The 17,272-nt window shown below is 44.3% G+C and carries 17 protein-coding genes; all 17 read right to left on the minus strand.

Annotated features, from left to right (window positions below):
* Position 1: 1 nt before the first annotated feature.
* The 17 genes from OZ410_RS09180 to OZ410_RS09260 all read right to left on the minus strand — a co-directional run bounded on the left by OZ410_RS09180 (position 2) and on the right by OZ410_RS09260 (position 16,696).
* Positions 2-1,975, minus strand: a complete 1,974-nt coding sequence (locus OZ410_RS09180; RefSeq protein WP_277707653.1) for a sulfatase-like hydrolase/transferase — start codon at positions 1,973-1,975, stop codon at positions 2-4.
* 310 nt (positions 1,976-2,285) lie between these two features.
* Positions 2,286-2,783 carry a GNAT family N-acetyltransferase gene (locus OZ410_RS09185; RefSeq protein WP_277707654.1) on the minus strand — a complete coding sequence of 166 codons (498 nt, stop codon included), beginning with the start codon at positions 2,781-2,783 and terminating at the stop codon, positions 2,286-2,288.
* Between the two features lie 148 nt (positions 2,784-2,931).
* Positions 2,932-4,644, minus strand: a complete 1,713-nt coding sequence (gene ggt, locus OZ410_RS09190; protein WP_277707655.1) for a gamma-glutamyltransferase — start codon at positions 4,642-4,644, stop codon at positions 2,932-2,934.
* A gap of 1,502 nt (positions 4,645-6,146) precedes the next feature.
* A complete protein-coding gene (locus tag OZ410_RS09195) occupies positions 6,147-6,647 on the minus strand; it encodes a hypothetical protein (RefSeq protein WP_277707656.1) in 501 nt (166 codons plus the stop codon).
* A gap of 82 nt (positions 6,648-6,729) precedes the next feature.
* Positions 6,730-7,122, minus strand: a complete 393-nt coding sequence (locus OZ410_RS09200) for a hypothetical protein (protein WP_277707657.1) — start codon at positions 7,120-7,122, stop codon at positions 6,730-6,732.
* 168 nt (positions 7,123-7,290) lie between these two features.
* On the minus strand, positions 7,291-8,058 hold the full coding sequence (locus tag OZ410_RS09205; RefSeq protein ID WP_277707658.1) for a DUF6090 family protein: 768 nt from the start codon (positions 8,056-8,058) through the stop codon (positions 7,291-7,293).
* A 222-nt stretch (positions 8,059-8,280) separates the two neighbouring features.
* A complete protein-coding gene (locus OZ410_RS09210) occupies positions 8,281-8,733 on the minus strand; it encodes a hypothetical protein (RefSeq protein ID WP_277707659.1) in 453 nt (150 codons plus the stop codon).
* Positions 8,734-8,768: 35 nt separating this feature from the next.
* Positions 8,769-9,371 (minus strand): hypothetical protein, encoded by a 603-nt coding sequence (locus tag OZ410_RS09215; protein ID WP_277707660.1) that lies wholly within the window; start codon positions 9,369-9,371, stop codon positions 8,769-8,771.
* A 129-nt stretch (positions 9,372-9,500) separates the two neighbouring features.
* Positions 9,501-10,415 carry a carbon-nitrogen hydrolase family protein gene (locus OZ410_RS09220; protein ID WP_277707661.1) on the minus strand — a complete coding sequence of 305 codons (915 nt, stop codon included), beginning with the start codon at positions 10,413-10,415 and terminating at the stop codon, positions 9,501-9,503.
* Between the two features lie 240 nt (positions 10,416-10,655).
* Positions 10,656-10,958 (minus strand): type II toxin-antitoxin system RelE/ParE family toxin, encoded by a 303-nt coding sequence (locus OZ410_RS09225; RefSeq protein WP_277707663.1) that lies wholly within the window; start codon positions 10,956-10,958, stop codon positions 10,656-10,658.
* Positions 10,951-11,202: a type II toxin-antitoxin system ParD family antitoxin gene (locus tag OZ410_RS09230; protein ID WP_277707664.1), complete on the minus strand. Its 252-nt coding sequence runs from the start codon at positions 11,200-11,202 to the stop codon at positions 10,951-10,953. The genes OZ410_RS09225 and OZ410_RS09230 overlap by 8 nt, the downstream gene beginning before the upstream one ends.
* A 180-nt stretch (positions 11,203-11,382) precedes the next feature.
* Positions 11,383-12,024 (minus strand): hypothetical protein, encoded by a 642-nt coding sequence (locus OZ410_RS09235; RefSeq protein WP_277707665.1) that lies wholly within the window; start codon positions 12,022-12,024, stop codon positions 11,383-11,385.
* Between the two features lie 53 nt (positions 12,025-12,077).
* A complete protein-coding gene (locus OZ410_RS09240) occupies positions 12,078-12,569 on the minus strand; it encodes a hypothetical protein (protein WP_277707666.1) in 492 nt (163 codons plus the stop codon).
* A gap of 153 nt (positions 12,570-12,722) precedes the next feature.
* Positions 12,723-13,064: a hypothetical protein gene (locus tag OZ410_RS09245; protein ID WP_277707667.1), complete on the minus strand. Its 342-nt coding sequence runs from the start codon at positions 13,062-13,064 to the stop codon at positions 12,723-12,725.
* A gap of 246 nt (positions 13,065-13,310) precedes the next feature.
* Positions 13,311-13,724 (minus strand): DUF6326 family protein, encoded by a 414-nt coding sequence (locus tag OZ410_RS09250; RefSeq protein WP_277707668.1) that lies wholly within the window; start codon positions 13,722-13,724, stop codon positions 13,311-13,313.
* Between the two features lie 1,298 nt (positions 13,725-15,022).
* Entirely contained in the window at positions 15,023-15,436 is a 414-nt protein-coding gene (locus OZ410_RS09255; protein WP_277707669.1) for a YxiG-like protein, read from the minus strand.
* A 606-nt stretch (positions 15,437-16,042) separates the two neighbouring features.
* Complete coding sequence (locus OZ410_RS09260) at positions 16,043-16,696, minus strand: DMP19 family protein (protein WP_277707670.1); 654 nt, start codon at positions 16,694-16,696, stop codon at positions 16,043-16,045.
* Positions 16,697-17,272 lie beyond the last annotated feature (576 nt).

The raw sequence follows: 17,272 nt of genomic DNA on the forward strand, positions 1-17,272 counted from the left end.
CTCATTTCCGATAGCCCTTCACATACACCGTCCGGTTTACCACGGCCTTTGCCATCCCGCCGGTACCCCTTCGGGTTTCCACGATCAGGGTGGGTTCCCAGGGGGTGCCCGTCGGGGCTTCCAGCCAGAGGGTCTGGGTCATTTCCGCAGTGATCCACTGCCCGGTTTTGGGGTGCTGGTAGGGCACCTCAGTGGTAATAACCAGGCGGTTATCCTGCCATTTTGCGGTGGAACGCTGCGGCCGGGTGCTGCGCCCCATGCTATTGTTGTTTTCGGCAGGGCTGCCGTCCAGGGGGTACCGGTATTTTACCAGGGGTTGGATTTCCCTGGGCATAAAGGTAACCCGCTCAATTTCCAGGTGGCCGGGCTTGTGGACAATGGAGATTTCATCGCCCCAGCCGCTGCCCAGGGCCGGGACCCTGGGTTTATCGATGCGGTTGATGACCGAAACCCGGTGCAATTCGGCCGTAGACCAGCTGCCGGAAAAATCCGGGTTGGGCATGGCGTTAAAGGCAGGTGTGGCAGCGCCCCGGTCCGTACGGGTATAGGTGGGGATTAATTTGCCCGAGCCCGGCGTTGGGGGCAGGTAGGGGTCTGCGGCATTGGCGCTGGCGGCCACCCTGGGGTATTGCACCAGGGAGGTCTCATAGGCCTGCACAATGGAATCCATAATGCCGATCACCCAGGGGTAGTAATCCTTCACATCGATCTCTTCCCGGGGGTCTACGCTTAGGTCAAAAAGGCGCACCAGGTTGTCGGGGTCGGGGTCCGGGATTTCGGTTAAATAATGGTACCACAATTTCCAGTCGTGCCATTTCACGGCCATGATTTCCCCCCTGCGGTTCATGATAATGGCGCTTTCCCGGTTGGAGTGTTTTTGTGTCCCCTCCAGGAAGGGCAGTTGGTTTACCCCGTCAATATACCGGTCTTCCGTATCGGTGGCCGGTACCCCGGCAGCTGCCAGGATGGTGGTAAACAGGTCGGTTTCGTGCACCAGTTCATTGGAAACCTGCCCGGCTTTGATCCGGCCGGGCCAGCGCACCACCGCCGGGGTGCGGATCCCGCCTTCCATGGCCGAGTTGTAATACCCCCGCCACGGGCCCGGGTGTCCGCGCCAGGGCCGTCGCATTTCCGCCCCGTTGTCCGTACACCAGATTACCAGCGTATTTTCCGCAATCCCTGATTGTTCCAATTCCGCCAGGAGCAACCCCACGTTATAGTCCACGTCGGCCATGGAATCCCCCATGTTTCCGGCCCCGGTAGCGCCTTCTTTATCCGGGTGGGGGAGGGTGGGAAAATGCAATTGCGTCATGGGGTAGTACAGGAAAAAGGGACGGTTGCTCTTTGCGTTTTTCCGGATAAAGCGCACGCCCAATTCGGCAGCTTCCCGGTCAATGGTTCGGCGGGCGGCCAGGTCAAATGGCTTCACCTTTTCCGAGACGCCCCCGGCTTTGCCCTGCCAGATATAGGCTATTTCCTGCCCTTCGGGAAACCCTTCCATGGACGAAAACTGGGAAACGTGGGTAGTGCCCGGAATCCCGTACCACTCGTCAAAGCCCTGGTTTGTGGGCTCCCGTTTTCCCCACCAGTCGGGCCCGCCAATATCCCATTTGCCGTACAGGGCTGTGGCATAACCGACGGATTTTAACCGCTCTGCAATGGTGTTTTCCCAAAGCGTGGTCCCCTGGTAGTAATCGTCGCCTGCCCGGGTGGCATACCGCCCGGTAAGCAGGGCAATGCGCGAAGGGGTACAGGAGTATTCCACATTGAAATTGGTGAGCCGCACCCCTTCTGCCCCAATCCGGTCTATATGTGGGGTGGGCACCCCCCGGGCGCCCCCAAAGGAATTCACCTCTCCAACGCCTAAATTATCTGGGAAGATCAGGATGATGTTCGGTTGCTCCTGGCCAAAGGAGGGGCCGGAAAATAAAATACATACCAGCGTAATGGCAGTTAAAAGGAAAGTTTGCTTCATGGGTTACAGGCAGGAGTTTGCCCAGTCAATTTAAGAAAAAAGTTCTGGTAGGGGTCGGTACAGCTATGGGCCATATCCAAGGGGTTGCCCTTATTCCCCTTCTGGGGTTTATCACTTTGATTTTCAGACGATATTTTTTGTATCTTAAGCCTATGGAACTTCCCAGCGAGGCTTTATACATGATGGTTACGGTAATTGTCCTTGCCGGGGCCGTGGCTATGGTGGGTTACCTGACCAAAAGCAGCCGGAATTTCAGGAGCAGCAGAAACAGGAGGGCCAGGAAGCAGGATAATATTTGACCCCCTCCCCGCTATTTCCTTAACGCATAATAGGCCAAAGTACTTTCCCCTTTTTTACGCTTACCGGTGTATTGGAAGCCAAGCTTCGCCAGCAGCGCAATGGATTTGGTATTCCCGGGCAGGGTAAATGCCAGGATCGTAGTATCAGTCCCATCCCCCTTTGTGATAGCGTTTACGTAGGCCTGACAGGCTTCTAGCGCATATCCCTTTTTTTCATATTCAGGCAAGAGGGCAAAACCCAGATCCGGAAAATCTTCATCTTCGCGTTTCAGAAAGGTTATGATGCCCATGGCCTGGCCCGTATGCCTGGCTTCAAATACAGTGTAGCAGAAATCCGGGTTGTCCAGGATGTTCCGGATGTATTGCTGGGCATCCTTTTTATCCGAAACCTGCCGGTCCCCAATATATTTTAACCACCCTTCCGAATTGACCAACGCCAGAATAAACCCGGCATCGTAGGTTGTAAGGGGCCGCAGCCGCAGTCTTTCTGTTTCTAGGGTGGTGTACACGTTAAATACTATCAGTCACTTTGCGGGAAACGCCTCAACCAGGGCAGCTAAGAGGCCTGGTGTTGGCCTCTTATTGCTATGCCTAATCCCGTTTTCCAGCGCTTAAAATGGGATTAAATTGCTACTCAGGGTTGATAATGAGATTGCTTTAATACCCAACCGCCGCCCCTTCCGGGCTGGAGGAATCGGCAGCCCCAATGATAATATGTTGGGCGGCGTCTATTTGAATGCCCATCAATTCCCCCAGGGTCCCCCAGGCAACGAGCTCGTGATTCATGGCTTCCAGGGCCCTTCGGGTATCCGGGGACAATAACAAACCTTCATAAAACAGCTTATCCGGCAACCACTGGTGGTGGATTTTCATCGCCTCAATGGCCCGGTCTACCCTCATCTCGTGTTCCAGCACATTCAGCACCGTCTGAAAAACGGTATTGATGATGGTCCGGCCCCCGGGACTTCCGATGATCAGGTAGGGTTTGCCGTCTTTGGCAACAATGGTGGGGGTCATGCTGGAAAGCATCCTTTTTTCGGGCTGGATGATGTTGGGGCTGCTGCCAATAAGGCCGGAGGTAGAGGTGTGGTTGGGGATGGGGTTAAAATCTCCCATTTCATTATTGAAAATAAACCCCAGTTTAGGGGAGCCCATCCCGGAACCATATCCATGCTCCAGGGTATAGGTCAGGGAAACGGCATTGCCCTTTTTATCCAGTACGGAAAAGTGGGTGGTACTGTTGCCGTCGTACAGCTGCCCGAATTGGGTGGAGTCGCTGGGCGAGGCCCTCGAAAAGTCAATCTGTGCAAAGCGTTTTTTGGCAAAGGCTTTGGAGGTCAATTGTTGAACCGGGGTATCCGGGTTAAAATCGGGATCTCCCAGGTGTTCTGCCCGGTCGGCAAAAGCCCGCCTCATGGTTTCCGCCAGCAAGTGCACATATGCGGCAGAATTGAATTCAAGGCTATCCAGATTGGCCTGTTCCATAAGGTTCATCATCTCAATAAGGGCTACCCCTCCCGAACTTGGCGGCGGCATGGAGTAAATCTCATAGCCCTTATAGGTCCCTTTTATGGGTTCCCTTTCCACGGCGGAGTAGTGCTGCAGGTCCTTTTCGGTAATGATCCCCCCATTTTCCTTCATAAACCGGGCAATTTCCCGGGCTACGGCTCCTTTATAAAAACCGTCATGGCCCTTGTCCCGGATGGCCGATAGGGTTTGGGCCAGTTCCGGCTGCTTCCAGACTTCCCCAAAATCGGTAAGCTGCCCATTGTCCTTCCTGAAATAGTCCTTCAGGAATGGGATGTCGGAGTTGGCATCAAAGAACCGGGCGGCGCTGGCCAGGCTCCAGGGGAGTTCAAACCCGTTTTGGGCCAGGTCTACGGCGGGCTGCACCAAATCCGCCCAGGGCAATTGCCCGTATTGCCGGTGTGCCAGGTACAGGCCCGCCACCGTGCCGGGTACCCCTACCGATTTCAGGCCCACATGGTTCATGGTAGCTTCCCTCCCGTAGAGGTTTTTGCCCCTGGGCAGGTTGCCGGCCGCATCCAGAAACATATCGGCCGTGGCCTGCAGGGGTGCCTTTTCCCGGAAGTCAATGGTGGTGGTATGTCCGGTGGAATCCATAAATACCAGGAAGCCCCCGCCGCCCAGGTTCCCGGCCGTAGGATGGGTAACCGCCAGGGCAAACGCGGTTGCCACCGAGGCGTCTATGGCATTGCCGCCTTTTTTCAGGATTTGGACCCCTACCTCGGAAGCGATTTTGCTGCTGGATACCACCATGCCATTGCGGGCATAGGTTTGTGCCTGCAGGGCATGACCCCCCAGGGCCAGGCAGCAGCATATAAAGATGAGGATTCCAATACGAGTCATAGGCATAGTTTCATGTAAACCGCGGGCAGGGAGCCATGGCGGCTTTTAAATGTAGGGATTTTTGGGGTGGGGGAGATGCGGCTAAGGGGCATGCTAAGTATTGCATTACGCTGGATATGACAGCCCATCAATAAAATCCTCAAAACCCCATGCACTGGTTTCATCAATGTTCAAATCCATTTGGAGATAAGCTTTAGTGGGTTCACCATTAGAATTTAAATTTCTGTAATCCAAGGCGATCCACCAATGGCCAACGCCTGAAAGTAAAACCAGGTTTTGGGGTAGCCCATCCGTGAATATTGTAGTATAAAGCCTTTGCGGTATCCGGTTCGTGCCTGTTTACACCTGAAATCCTTTCAGTATAGTCGATTATCTTCCCTGCAGGGGACTTACGTATTGCCATTAATGTTACCGCCTTTCTGCCTTTTCAGTAACTTAATAGAGGAGCTCAGCAAGGTAAAAACGGAGGAGTCAGAAAAAGCGTGGACTTCTTCCAAAACCATAGGGTTGGGTTTAAACTACCTGAATACTTCACACTAATTATCAGCTATTATTATGATGTAGCAGAACGGGTTTGAAAATGGTGCGATTGCTATTTCAATGTTCCCAATTATCCAACTACTATTCAATTGAATTTCGGAGCTACCTACAGGGAGGGTAAGATCTTCCCCTTGCACTTTAGTTTTTATAAGCCCTGGATTAAACCTTCTCTGCATTATTTATCCTCATGTAAAGAATAAATGAAAGCAAACCTGCTATAAGGGTTGCTACAATATCTTTCCAGTCGAAATTACTGCCCGGTAAGAATATTTGCCAAAATTCATATAGACTATACCCAATAATAAAGAATGGAAAAAAGAATTTCCCATTTTGGTAGTTTGGATACAGGAGGAGTAACATAAAAAAGATTTGGGTAACAGTTCCGAATAAATTGCCTACGGTATCCGCAATACCGAAATCGTTTATGTCATTGGAATAAATATAGGGCCTGTATATCTCTCGCCCAATTTCTGTTAAGGCAAATGAAACTATAAACACAGTGAGATAAACGAATCTAATCTTGTCAAATTTAAATAGCCGCTCTCGCGTGATAAACTTCTCTTTCATTATCAGCCTTAAATTTTAACGCATTACATGAGGTGTGAATGAAGCAAATTAGTGCTTTAGCAGCAAATGGAGGGATTGAATGTAAAGATTTTTCGGATTGGGTGGTATGGTCAGGGCTATGCCTGATGTTATAGAAGTAGTTATTCTCTCTCCCCATTTTTAAGCAGATACCGATAGAGGGGATTACTCAAAAGGAGAACCCGCGGGATAATTTATATGGGCAGGTTAAAGGATATCCGGCCGGCAGACCCGTGCAGGGTTTCGGTTTGCTGGAATGAAATGCCTTTAAATGCAAAAACAGGAACACCAGTTTGGCTATAAAACCCCTCAAATATTTAGAACGTCTAATCCCGGTAAAAATTCAAACTTTAGGGGACTGAATAGGTGGACGGCCCTTAGTTATCCATTTTCCTGAAGGCAAAAGGAATTTCCATTTCGGGATTGGAAACGGCGGCCTTTAACACCTCGCCTTCAACCCAATATTTAATTCGGTTGGGAAAGTCGATGTCGGGATTCTCCACCACGAATTCGCGTGCAGCAGAGCCCGTTCCCTTAAATAGGGTGTACTCCGGTTCCTCAGGGGATTTCACCCGAAGGTCCCAGCGGTTCCCGGATCTGGCCAGGACCATGTTTTCCTGCCAAATGGTATCCCCTGCTTGCAGGGTAAAACCCAGGCCTGCATATTCGGTGGGGCTGATCTTCTCCCAGTGTTCAAAGGTTTCTTTTCCTTCTTCCTCGTTAAGCCTTTTCCATTGCCCCAGCAACCAGTCCATATTTTCGCGTTGGCCCGAAACTTCCACCTGTTCCGCTTCCATAACGTCTTCCTTTACGCCCTTTTTGTTTGGGTTGCAGGAAACCAGGGCTATCGCCATAAGGGTAAAAAGTGTATTGCGCATATTACTAGGTCTTTAGTACGACGGTGTTGGGTTTACCATGGGGGTGCAGCTTGAAACAGGGCTTACATGGGCTTTCCCGTTTTTAATGGATTCTCCTGTACTTACCCTGCTCCACATACGTGCCACTGGGGTTGGGATAATAAAAGGTCAACATGCGTTTAGTGAGCGTGAACCCACCCCCCAGGCGGACCTCGTTTCCGTCCTTATTTTCAATCAGGATAAAATATTTTCCTTCCCGTTGGAACCGCCCCGTTTTAACTTCAGGTTCCATACGCGTATATGCGGTCCACTTCTTTTCGTCCTCGAAATCCCAGATTTTTCGGGTATAGGTGGAGTCTGGGTGCAGTTGGAGGGTGCTCACAATATAGAGATCATCATAGAGGTAATCGCGCCACAGATAGAGCGGATCCTCCTTTTGAGCAACCACACCCGAGAGGGAAAAGGTCAATACAAAGGTGAGAAAAAACGTGTTCAACTATACCGAATTTAATTTGAGGCGCACCTGCCGCCACTGAATTTTTAGTGCCCCAGGCTGGCTATGGAAAGGGCGCGCTTCCCGGGGATTGATTAGGGGTGAATTTAGGGAAAATTCTGTCGGGTTGGGGGAGGACCAGATTGGGAAGCACCCGGGGTTGAACTTTTGTCAATATTGGATCTTGTTTTTTCTTAATTCCTGCTCTATTTCAGCGACCAAGGCTTTGCTGTTGGTAAGTATTTCTTTAACGTACGCTCGCTGGGCGCCATTAACCGCCTCTGCCACATGGCTATAGAATCTGGATAAAGCCAAATACGCAGGCGAATTGTGATTGCTGATCCAGGTTGTATCAAGCAATGCCCTATCGAAGGATTGGTCTTTGTAGTGCCTCTTTATATAATCGAAAGGATTTAAATGGGACGCTTTGAAATACTCCCGCGAATCTTCATTAATCTCTCTGAAGTTTTGTTGGTACGCCTCTATTAAAGCATAATGATCACTCAGATTATTGAGCAAATCCCTATTGGTAATAATATAAATGCCACGGGTATTTAGCATTTCATCATAGGTCTTTCTATTTACGGCAAAACTTTGCCAACGGTATTGAATGAGCGAATCGAGGGTGATGATGTCCTTTACGGATGTTGCTCCAAGTAATAATTCCAATCCCTTTTCCTGCCGGCGTTCATATACCTCTAAAACGGAATCCCGCAACGTCAGGTATTGAATATCCGCATGGATATCGTCTTTCAGTTTTTGCAGGAATGATAATTCCGCCTTGCGTTCTTTTCTATCTTCATTAAAATCGTTTAGCTGTATGGCGATCAAAATACCGATTACGACAAGTATGATCTCGCCAATGGCATAAAAGAGATACTTACGGATCTTGTTTTCACCGAGTAATCTTTGCCTGATTTTTCTAAAGAATTTTATCATGGGTTCGTGTTGCGGATCATGAAGTTCAATAACCAAGGGTCCATTTAGTGATGCACTTCATTTTGGACGAAAAAGATCCTACTGAAGGCGCCCATAGGCCGGTTAGCAAAACAACCCTGGAAGGAAAGCTTCCGGGCTTTTAGTTTGTTTCAAGTTAGGAAAATTCTTCGGGTTGAGAGGTTGCCGGAATGGGGTATATCCGATGCTGAACATAGTAGTTTATCAAAGGGCTTTGTACTTTTCTTCCCCGTCTACATAATAGACTTCTTCTAAAAGCCATTTGCCTTTGGAAAGAAGAAAGTGATATTCATAATCAGCAAAGCTGTATGGATGTTTGGGATCATTGAAATGCGTTTTTACAATAGTTTTGAGCGCCCCTACATCGGTACCCACAATTTGTTCATGTTCTGGATGATGGTTTGATTCTGATCCAAAAGTAATGCCTTGATAGTCCTTATTTGGAATGCAGTATTTACGGATGATCTGACGATATTTTTTTTCAATGGCCTTTTCATTACTCCCAATCCCTTCATCCGTTCGAAAGGCATATTGATTCCAGTCATAATAGTCCTGGATAAAGGCCAGGGTTAGCTGTTCAGGGGTTAAGATTGCTGATTTTTGGCCAAGACAGCTTGTAGATAAGGTAAAAAGGACCAAAAGAATGGAGTACTTCATTGGTTACTGTTATACACCTGGTTGGCAACATTAAGTTAAAGAAATCTATACGCTGTAATTTGCCAATTATACATTTCTTCTAATTCCGAAAGGCTCTTAAGTTTTTTAAGATGGTCTATGTCGATGAAGTTCACTTCGGTGGAGTCTTTAGAGATATGCCCTTTTTCATTTCGAATTACTCGTGATTTGAAATCATAGAAGTCAAATTCAACATTTCCCGAAGCTGAATGAACACCACCGCTTATTGCACTTACTAGCAGCAGGTCATTATTTGAAAATTCAAAAAAATATGCCGTATTGCTGCGTGTGTATTGATAAGAAATTGAAAGTTGACCATCAATTATTTGAATTTCAGGCGCTAAAAATGGTACCATTCCACCTTCATCAGGCCGGGCTATAAATCGATTGTTTTGTATTGAAACCTTCGGTTGACCATGATTGGAAATGAGAACTGCAATGATTCGACCTTTATTGGGTAAGCGTTTGCAACCGTTACATCGAACTTCCCGTATACTATCATGGGATTGTAAAATGGCTACATAGTCATCGATCTTATCATTATTCAAATCACCGGAGGCTCCCAAAAATACACTCCAACCGTCGATATTTTTGATTTCATTTAAAGTTTTTCCAGACAAATTCGGGTATTGCGAAAAACAAAAATTGGAAATCAGAAGAATGAAGGATAGGAGAAACTTCATATACGTATTGTGACCAACGTTTCACCGTAAGGCCATCATTTTAATGTGGCTTAGGTGCCCTTGTGGCTAGTTTTTGTTTATACTGAAATTAAAGACATCGGGTCTAGAATAATGTCCTACGACATCAAACATTCGTTTTGCCTTAATAACATCATCTAGATTTAAATCCGCATATAGAATCCCTTCTTGAGATGCTAACGGGCCTGCGAGGAGTTTTCCATTGGGTGAAATTATTGCACTATTTCCGATGTTTATCCATTCTCTTCCCTCAGGATAAAGATTTTTAAAATCATATCCGTCTGGAATATCGTCCATCTTTAAAGCCATACATGTGCTTATAACAAATACCCCTCCTTCTCTTGCTATATGCTGCATCGATTGAAGCCAGTTGGGGCTTTTATCCCATGTAGGTGTTACTAAGATCTGGGTGCCGGCTTCGTAAATAGCATTTCTGGCTAAGGGCATAAAGTTTTCCCAACAGATCAATCCTGCAATTTTTCCAACGGAAGAATCATAAGCATTTAGGGTGGTTCCATCTCCCTGAGACCATACCAACCGTTCGCCTCCCGTGGGAATTAATTTTCGGTGTTTTCCGAGAATATCGCCGTTATTATCTATGAAGAGTAAGCTATTAAATAAACTCGCATTGCTTGTTTCAGAGTTACGTTCGTGCATGCCCATTACGACATTAATATTAGCCTCCTTGGCTGCTTTACTAAGCTTATCTGTGGAACTATCAGGAATAGAAACGGCATTTTCTATAAGCTCTAAATAAAGCTCATTTAGCTCGGCGCCTTTGCTGTTAGGAATAAGCCACACCCAGTCGGGATAACCGGAAATAAAGGCTTCGGGAAAAACAATTAATTCAGCCCCATTTCCGCCAGCCTCTTTAATTGCCTTACAAGCCTTTTCCACCGTTTTTTGTTTGTTCAGAAAGACAGGTGAAAGTTGGGCGGCAGCTACCTTGATGTTTTTTGTCATTGGGTCTTCTTTATAATGGGCTACAACGCCCCAGGGTAGGCCCACGTATTGTCTCCGACGAGCAAACTGTGTTTGCGGGAGGAAGACACGAGGCTTATGGCGCGCCACTGGATGGAGCCGTACGGGCGGCGAGCGAAAAAAGCCGGAACGCGTGGTTTCCGGATTGATTACTCTTGAAAGTTAGCAATTTCTAGCACACGGAAGACTACCGGAATGGGGCATGCCTGGTGTTAGGTCCTGTTATTGCTCCCAAAACCGCACTTTCAGATCCATTCTTCCATGAAGAATCCGGGTTATTTCAATGAGATCGGGATCCATAATGCGGTAGAAAATTAATTGCTTATTGAATGGAAATCTAATAAGACTGCTGGCTATACCCTTGTAGTCTTTACCCAGCTCGGGATTTGTTGCAAGGTCTTGAAAGCAATCAACTAATCCTTGGTAATATTTATCTGCTTGTGATTCTGACCATTCATCGAGAGTGTAATTCCATATATTTCCGAGGTCCTCAACAGCTGTGTTGGTCAAGTAATATTTAGCCATTGAGCCCTCTTTTGGCTTTCAGGGATGCCAGGTGCACTTTAGGATTGAAATCCTTGGCTCGGCCGCTGTTGATGCCTTCATCGATTGCATTCTTAAGCGCGAGCACTTTGGATTCTTCTTCTTCCAGCAGTCGAAGGCCTGCACGAATAACTTCGCTAACGTTTTTGTATCTGCCTTCTGATATGCGCTGATGCACGAAATCGTCAAAGTAATTGCCTAAGGATATGGAAGTGTTTTTGCTCATTAGAATGCATTTAGAAGAAATATACCAAAAATTGGTAAAAGAACCAATGGCACCTAACGCCCCTGACTATGGCCCGGTACTTTAATGCCTAGGCCTTAGCGGGCAGTTTTATGAATCTCTAAGATAGGGAATTAGCGCAAGCCCTGGCAAGTAATGGGGCATAGGTGTTGTTGGCAAAAGTTACTGTTTTACTTTTCTAAAGGTATTCCAGTATTCTTTACCAATTTTGAATTCATTTGACTTCATCTCCGTCAAATTCCACTTTACTGTGCTCTCAGATATAACTTGAGGCTGGCCTTCGTAGAGGATTATATCTATTACTTTATCCGAATTCTTATCCAATTCTAATTCCACGGAGGGGTAACCGACTGAGTGAATTTCGTAAATGACCTTTTCATCACTCTTGGGAAGAATTAGTTTGTTTTCCTCATAGTCGATGCCAATATCTTTACCATTTGTCTTATCAGTAGCAAATACAAATATTGGCCCGCCATACTGATCCTTAATATTAAATTCAAACTTGACTTCTTTATCTGACATTGATGGCTTTGAACGAATATCAACTTTGCTATTGATAAGTTGCTCTTTTTTGTCAAATATCAATTTTAAGGAAGACCTTTTAAGCTCATATCTGCCCTCACCAATGCTTGAAACCCCCAAACATCCTGTCACGTTGTATTTGAAGCGATTATTCTCCAGGAAATTAACGCAAGTGACATCCGATTCTCCAATAGGTACGGAACAATATTTACCCTCAAGGGTACTTTGAGAGTAACCGGTTTTTGTGATAAGTATAAATAGTATGGCTAGTTTCCTAATCATAATTTTTGCCAACGGTTAAGTATATGAACCGTTTCAATGCCTTATATACATTGTTAGCACAAGTTTTTTTTGTCAGATATATTGTGATGAAATTCATATAGGCCTTTTCCATTTTCTATTTTTCGCCATTGTTTTCTGACTGGTCGAGATTCCAACCACATTTTTCCTGCATTAAACATTCTACTATTATAAATTCTGTCAATTAATTCCTGTTCCGATATTTTAAGCCATTTTCCATTTTGCTTAAATCCGCCGTGATTTCCCAATCTAGCCTTCAAAGTATTTCCGTCTTTTCTAACTTCTGTGAAAGCGCCAGAATCTCCACGAGTTGTTGGCTTTTGAGTCGGATGAAGTTCATAAAAGGCATCGTAAAAATTTAAAATGCAACGATGGTCTATTTCACCAACAATTTTTCTAATCCGTTCCATTGTCGTTTCATTGTTCAAATCCAATTCAACTACTGTCTTTTCTCCATATTCTACACCCTTTATTTTGTCATATATAACTTGAAGTAAGTTCTTAAATGGATTGACTTTTGGATTCATTTCAAAATTTGTGCTAACGGTCTCGTATAACCGTCAGTTACGGGTTAATATGCGTTAATTTTCGGTTTGGCACAGACGTTAGCAATTCCCAGTGGATTCGGACGTAGTCGAATCCGCTGTAATTGCGGTTATACATTGTTGGTTACAGTATTTTTATTTTTCAGCCAATTCTTTTTCATCAGTTTCATCAGGTGAGAATCGTGCAATTAACATTGGTGTCAAAATACAAACAATTCCAATTATTGATTTCAATCCGAAATCTCCTATGAAATTCATTACAATTAGATAAATTCCGCAAGTCAGAAAAATTATATTCACCAGTTTTTTGTCCCAAACAAAACCTCCAACCAAGTATGCGATTCCGATTAGAGTGAACATTCCAGCGTTCAGAATTTGATTCGTTACGTCACTGTAATTCAGAAACCAATTTGATATTTTTCCGATTAAAACAATTCCGATAAGTATTAGGAAAAAATTATGTAATATTTTTTTCATTTCGATTGCGTTTTGTTTTGATATTGTAGCCAACGCCCCAGGGTATGCATCCGTAGCGACTGCAGCGGAAAGGATTTGCCTTAAAAAGGCTCTGCGGCAAAACCCCATTGGGTTAGGATGTTTCCGGGCGTAAATTGATTATTCTTAAATGTAGGAATTTTTCGGGTGGGGAAGATGCAGCCATGGGGCATACCCATTGTTGGCTACAGGCTTTTATTCCTTTTGTAATCTAGCATTGGATTGTTCCTAAGCCTTTGATACTTCTTTAGGCCAATTCCACGCATGCCATACAATCATGGTCGTTAAAATACTTTCTAAAAAGGCTAAAAACACATAAAACAGATACCATTCATTTGTCGAAAGAACACCGATAATCACCATCATTATTGTAAATAATGAACCAAATATGATATTGAGAATTCGATTTATTTTCGATTGAAGTATCACTGAGCCTGCTACCATCACTGAAGAAATCGCCAGAATTATTGATGCTATCAGTAATTTGACTGGATTGTCTAGATTATTCTCACCTGAAATAAGACTTTCTACTTTATCTGGCGTATAAAGTTCGAAGTAGTCACCATATAAGTAGCATAAAGTAACGGAAGTCCACAACGCAGCGAGTTTGATTTTAATATTAATCTTTGGGTTCTCTAGCATATTTATTCACTTCTTAATATTCGTCTTTTAGTCTATATACTGAAATAGACCGCAAAACTTAAGAAATGGTTGCCTGAATTGTGAATTTAGTTGGATACTAGGCTTGTAGCCAACGCACCCGGGTATGCATCCGTGGCGACTGCGGCGGATAGGTTTTGCCTTAGAACGGCTCCGCGGCAAAACCCCGCTGGGTTAGGATGTTTCCGGGCGTAAATTGATTATTCTTAAATGTAGAAATTTTTCGGGTGGGGAAGATTCAGCCATGGGGCATACCCGATGTTGTGGTTAGTTTTTTAATTCATAATTGTATAAATCACTTGTCATATAAAATCTCCAATTCCAGAATTTAAAAGGATTCCTCTTAAACGTTCTATAGATTACAGTGTCTTTCGTTTGCGGATTGTTCTTTAAATAATCTTGAAAGCGATATTCCATTGATTCAACTTTATTCTTGTTATCAACAATCGTGTATTGAAACTCCGAGTTCTTCGTCTCAAAATGGTATTGCCTGAACATGCCCTCAATAAAGATTCTAACCGGAAGGATATTACTTAAGAGCATAATAATTACAGCTACAAGTACAAGATAACCAGTGTTTCTACGTCGACTCATTATTGGAAATTAACCACAACGCACCCGGGTATGCGACCGTTCCGGACTGGCTTGTTTTGCGCCCAGGGCGGCGCCTTTTTTCCTTTTGGGGGCCGCACTTCAGGTGGGATGAAAAAGATCCTACTGAAGGCGCCCAAAGGATGGCGAGCAAAACAAGCTTGGAATAGAAGCTTCCCAGGTTTGATTTAAGGTGAATTTAAAGAAAAATCTTTCAGGATAGGATGAAACCGGAATGGGGCATACCCGTTGTTAGCTGTAGGCATTAAAAAAAGGAAAAGACTTATCCAAAAAGCCAGATCACAAAAGCGAGTAATAGCACAATCGTGAGGGCACCTATAATAGAATTCCACTCCTGGCCTAATATCTGATTATAGGTAAACTTATTTCTTAAGAAAAGCCATTTGATTCGGGCGCCAAATCGATTAACATTATCAATAATGTAATCCTGGATTAGGGCAGCTATTAAATCGAGCATTCTTTATGGGGCTTACAGCTAACGCACCCGGGTATGCCCACGTGTAGGATTAAGGCTTATGTAGCGCCAATGGATGGAGCCGTACGGACGGCGAGCGGAATAAGCCAGGACGTGATCTTTCCGGGTTGATTACTCTTGAAAGTTAGGAAATTCTTGCCGATGGAAGACTACCGAAATGTGGCATACCCGGTGTTATGTACTGGCCGCGTCGCTAGGGGTAGAAAAAAGCTTTGTTGATCAGACTATCATTATTATTGATTTTTTGAAGTCCATATTCGGAATAAATGAATTTCATTCTATAGATCTCAGTCTCTAATTCAACGCTATAAAGCCTTATTCCAGAACCTTTTTCCCAGGATTTGGTCTCGTTATTATTTGGAATATCCTTAAACCCTGGGTATGCAAGAGTCCAATTACCATCCCAATCAAGATTCTCGAAGTCTTTGTGCTTTACTTCATAGGTAAGTTCAAAACAGTCCTTGAATTTGAGAATATATTGACCTGCTTTACCCTCAGTCCAATTTGTCTCGATTAGAAAAAAATAGTCTCGGTTATTTGAATGGAATCCATGACGAAGGATTGCCACATCAAAAATTTCATCTAACTTGATTTTAGGGCTGCTCATTTTTTGGCTTGTACATAACGCACCCGGGTATGCATCCGTGGCGTTTGCAGCAGGTAGGTTTTGCCTTAGAACGGCTCCGCGGCAAAACCCCGCTGGGTTAGGATGTTTCCGGGCGTAAATTGATTATTCTTAAATGTAGGAATTTTTCGGGTTGGGAATATGCAGCCATGGGGCATACCCGGTGTTGTGTGCAGTTTTAAATTTATTAATTGAGGTTTGAAATTTGAATTATCATTGAAATATCATAGATAATAGATATTAAGATAATTGCTCTCTTAACTCCTTTTCCATGCTTTTTTGTCCATTTCACATAATCTTTTTTTCGTTTTTCTGCTACGCTCCATTTTCCATCGGCATACCTAAAACCAAAATACGCGAGAAAGGAAAAAAAGATGATACCTATTATTGAATATATCAGATTTGGTTCCATTTTTTGGGGTTATACATTAGCACGTTTCAAATTGCATCACAACGGTCTCGGCTATGAGTAGTTGCGTGGTTTAGCACTAAACTTTGCAAGTACGCACCAAGTTGGAAATTCCGCAGGAATTTCCAAAGTAGGCGGGAACCAGCAATTACTTATAGCCATTGTTAGCCACTGTGTTTTTATTCCGTTATAAACTCGTTTTTATTTTCTCTAATGTACTTTATTCTTAATTCTCCAATTTTCTCGGAATCATAAAGGTTATAAAATTCAGTATCCAAATCATTGAGCGGATTGTCTTTATAGGATTCGCTAAAACTTTCCATTGTTCCATCGTCAAATTCTTCAAGTCGTTCCTTATTTTCAGAGTAAATTTTATTCGCTCGTTTTGTTAATTCCGAAAACTTTTCAGCTCCAATTGTCATAAATCCAACTTCCGCCATTTCTGCATATTGTCCGCTCGAATTAAAATAGAATTGGTTAAATCCACCATTATTGACTTCTCCTTCGATTATCCAAGTAGAGAAGAATGCTTGCTGTCCTTTTGAAAGTTTTTTTACATTATTTAATTCGTTTTCATAGTCATCTCCGATAATCTCGTAAATATTGTCAAAAATTGCTTGCTCAAGCTTGTCATCAGAAATTGAATCCAAAATTTCAGTTGTCAGTTCCTTATAGATTTTCCGATTTTTGAATTCATCAATACTATTTTTGGACTGTTCAAGAAACTGTTCAAATTCAGCATCTTTTTTAGTTTCAGGTTCATTCTTTCCTTTACAGCCAAAGAAATTTAAAATTGAAGTTAAAATCATTATCGTTATTATTCTTTTGCTCATTGATTGGCTTACATTGTGGCTAACGCACCAGGGTATGCGACCGTTCCGGACTGACTTGTTTTGCGCCCAGGGCGGCGCCTTGTTTCCTTTGGGGAATGTACTTCAAGCTGGACGAAAACATCCTACTGAAGGCGCCCATAGGATGGCGAGCAAAACAAGCTTGGAATAGAAGCTTCCCAGGTTTGATTTAAGGTGAATTTAAAGAAAAATCTTTCAGGATGGGATGAAACCGGAATGGGGCATACCCGTTGTTACCTAACGGACCTCCTCCAAGCCATCGCAAAGAATGGCATAAGTAAGGATTAAGCCAGGCCTACCAGATATAAGACCTGCCAGAATTATATGGTTTGCTTGAATTAGAAAAGCATCTTGCTTTTTGAGATGAAGCCTCTGTATAGGCTTCTTAAGTTGCCAGTACTTCAATGATGCCTAAAAGATGGAAGGTATGGTAGGTAACGCACCAGGGTATGCATCCGTGGCGACTGCAGCGGACAGGTTTTGCCTTAAAACGGCTCCGCGGCAAAACCCCGCTGGGTTAGGATGTTTCCGGGTGTAAATTGATTATTCTTAAATGTA

This window comes from Robiginitalea aestuariiviva, from assembly GCF_029537735.1.
Lineage (GTDB): Bacteria > Bacteroidota > Bacteroidia > Flavobacteriales > Flavobacteriaceae > Robiginitalea > Robiginitalea aestuariiviva.

What these genes read in the sequence shown, in the direction of transcription:
- OZ410_RS09260 (WP_277707670.1), bottom strand. Translation starts at nt 16,696, where the DNA reads ATGAGCAAAAGAATAATAACGATAATGATTTTAACTTCAATTTTAAAT.
- OZ410_RS09225 (WP_277707663.1), bottom strand. Translation starts at nt 10,958, where the DNA reads ATGGCTAAATATTACTTGACCAACACAGCTGTTGAGGACCTCGGAAAT.
- OZ410_RS09180 (WP_277707653.1), bottom strand. Translation starts at nt 1,975, where the DNA reads ATGAAGCAAACTTTCCTTTTAACTGCCATTACGCTGGTATGTATTTTA.
- OZ410_RS09250 (WP_277707668.1), bottom strand. Translation starts at nt 13,724, where the DNA reads ATGCTAGAGAACCCAAAGATTAATATTAAAATCAAACTCGCTGCGTTG.
- OZ410_RS09205 (WP_277707658.1), bottom strand. Translation starts at nt 8,058, where the DNA reads ATGATAAAATTCTTTAGAAAAATCAGGCAAAGATTACTCGGTGAAAAC.
- ggt (WP_277707655.1), bottom strand. Translation starts at nt 4,644, where the DNA reads ATGACTCGTATTGGAATCCTCATCTTTATATGCTGCTGCCTGGCCCTG.
- OZ410_RS09220 (WP_277707661.1), bottom strand. Translation starts at nt 10,415, where the DNA reads ATGACAAAAAACATCAAGGTAGCTGCCGCCCAACTTTCACCTGTCTTT.
- OZ410_RS09235 (WP_277707665.1), bottom strand. Translation starts at nt 12,024, where the DNA reads ATGATTAGGAAACTAGCCATACTATTTATACTTATCACAAAAACCGGT.
- OZ410_RS09195 (WP_277707656.1), bottom strand. Translation starts at nt 6,647, where the DNA reads ATGCGCAATACACTTTTTACCCTTATGGCGATAGCCCTGGTTTCCTGC.
- OZ410_RS09230 (WP_277707664.1), bottom strand. Translation starts at nt 11,202, where the DNA reads ATGAGCAAAAACACTTCCATATCCTTAGGCAATTACTTTGACGATTTC.
- OZ410_RS09210 (WP_277707659.1), bottom strand. Translation starts at nt 8,733, where the DNA reads ATGAAGTACTCCATTCTTTTGGTCCTTTTTACCTTATCTACAAGCTGT.
- OZ410_RS09245 (WP_277707667.1), bottom strand. Translation starts at nt 13,064, where the DNA reads ATGAAAAAAATATTACATAATTTTTTCCTAATACTTATCGGAATTGTT.
- OZ410_RS09255 (WP_277707669.1), bottom strand. Translation starts at nt 15,436, where the DNA reads ATGAGCAGCCCTAAAATCAAGTTAGATGAAATTTTTGATGTGGCAATC.
- OZ410_RS09240 (WP_277707666.1), bottom strand. Translation starts at nt 12,569, where the DNA reads ATGAATCCAAAAGTCAATCCATTTAAGAACTTACTTCAAGTTATATAT.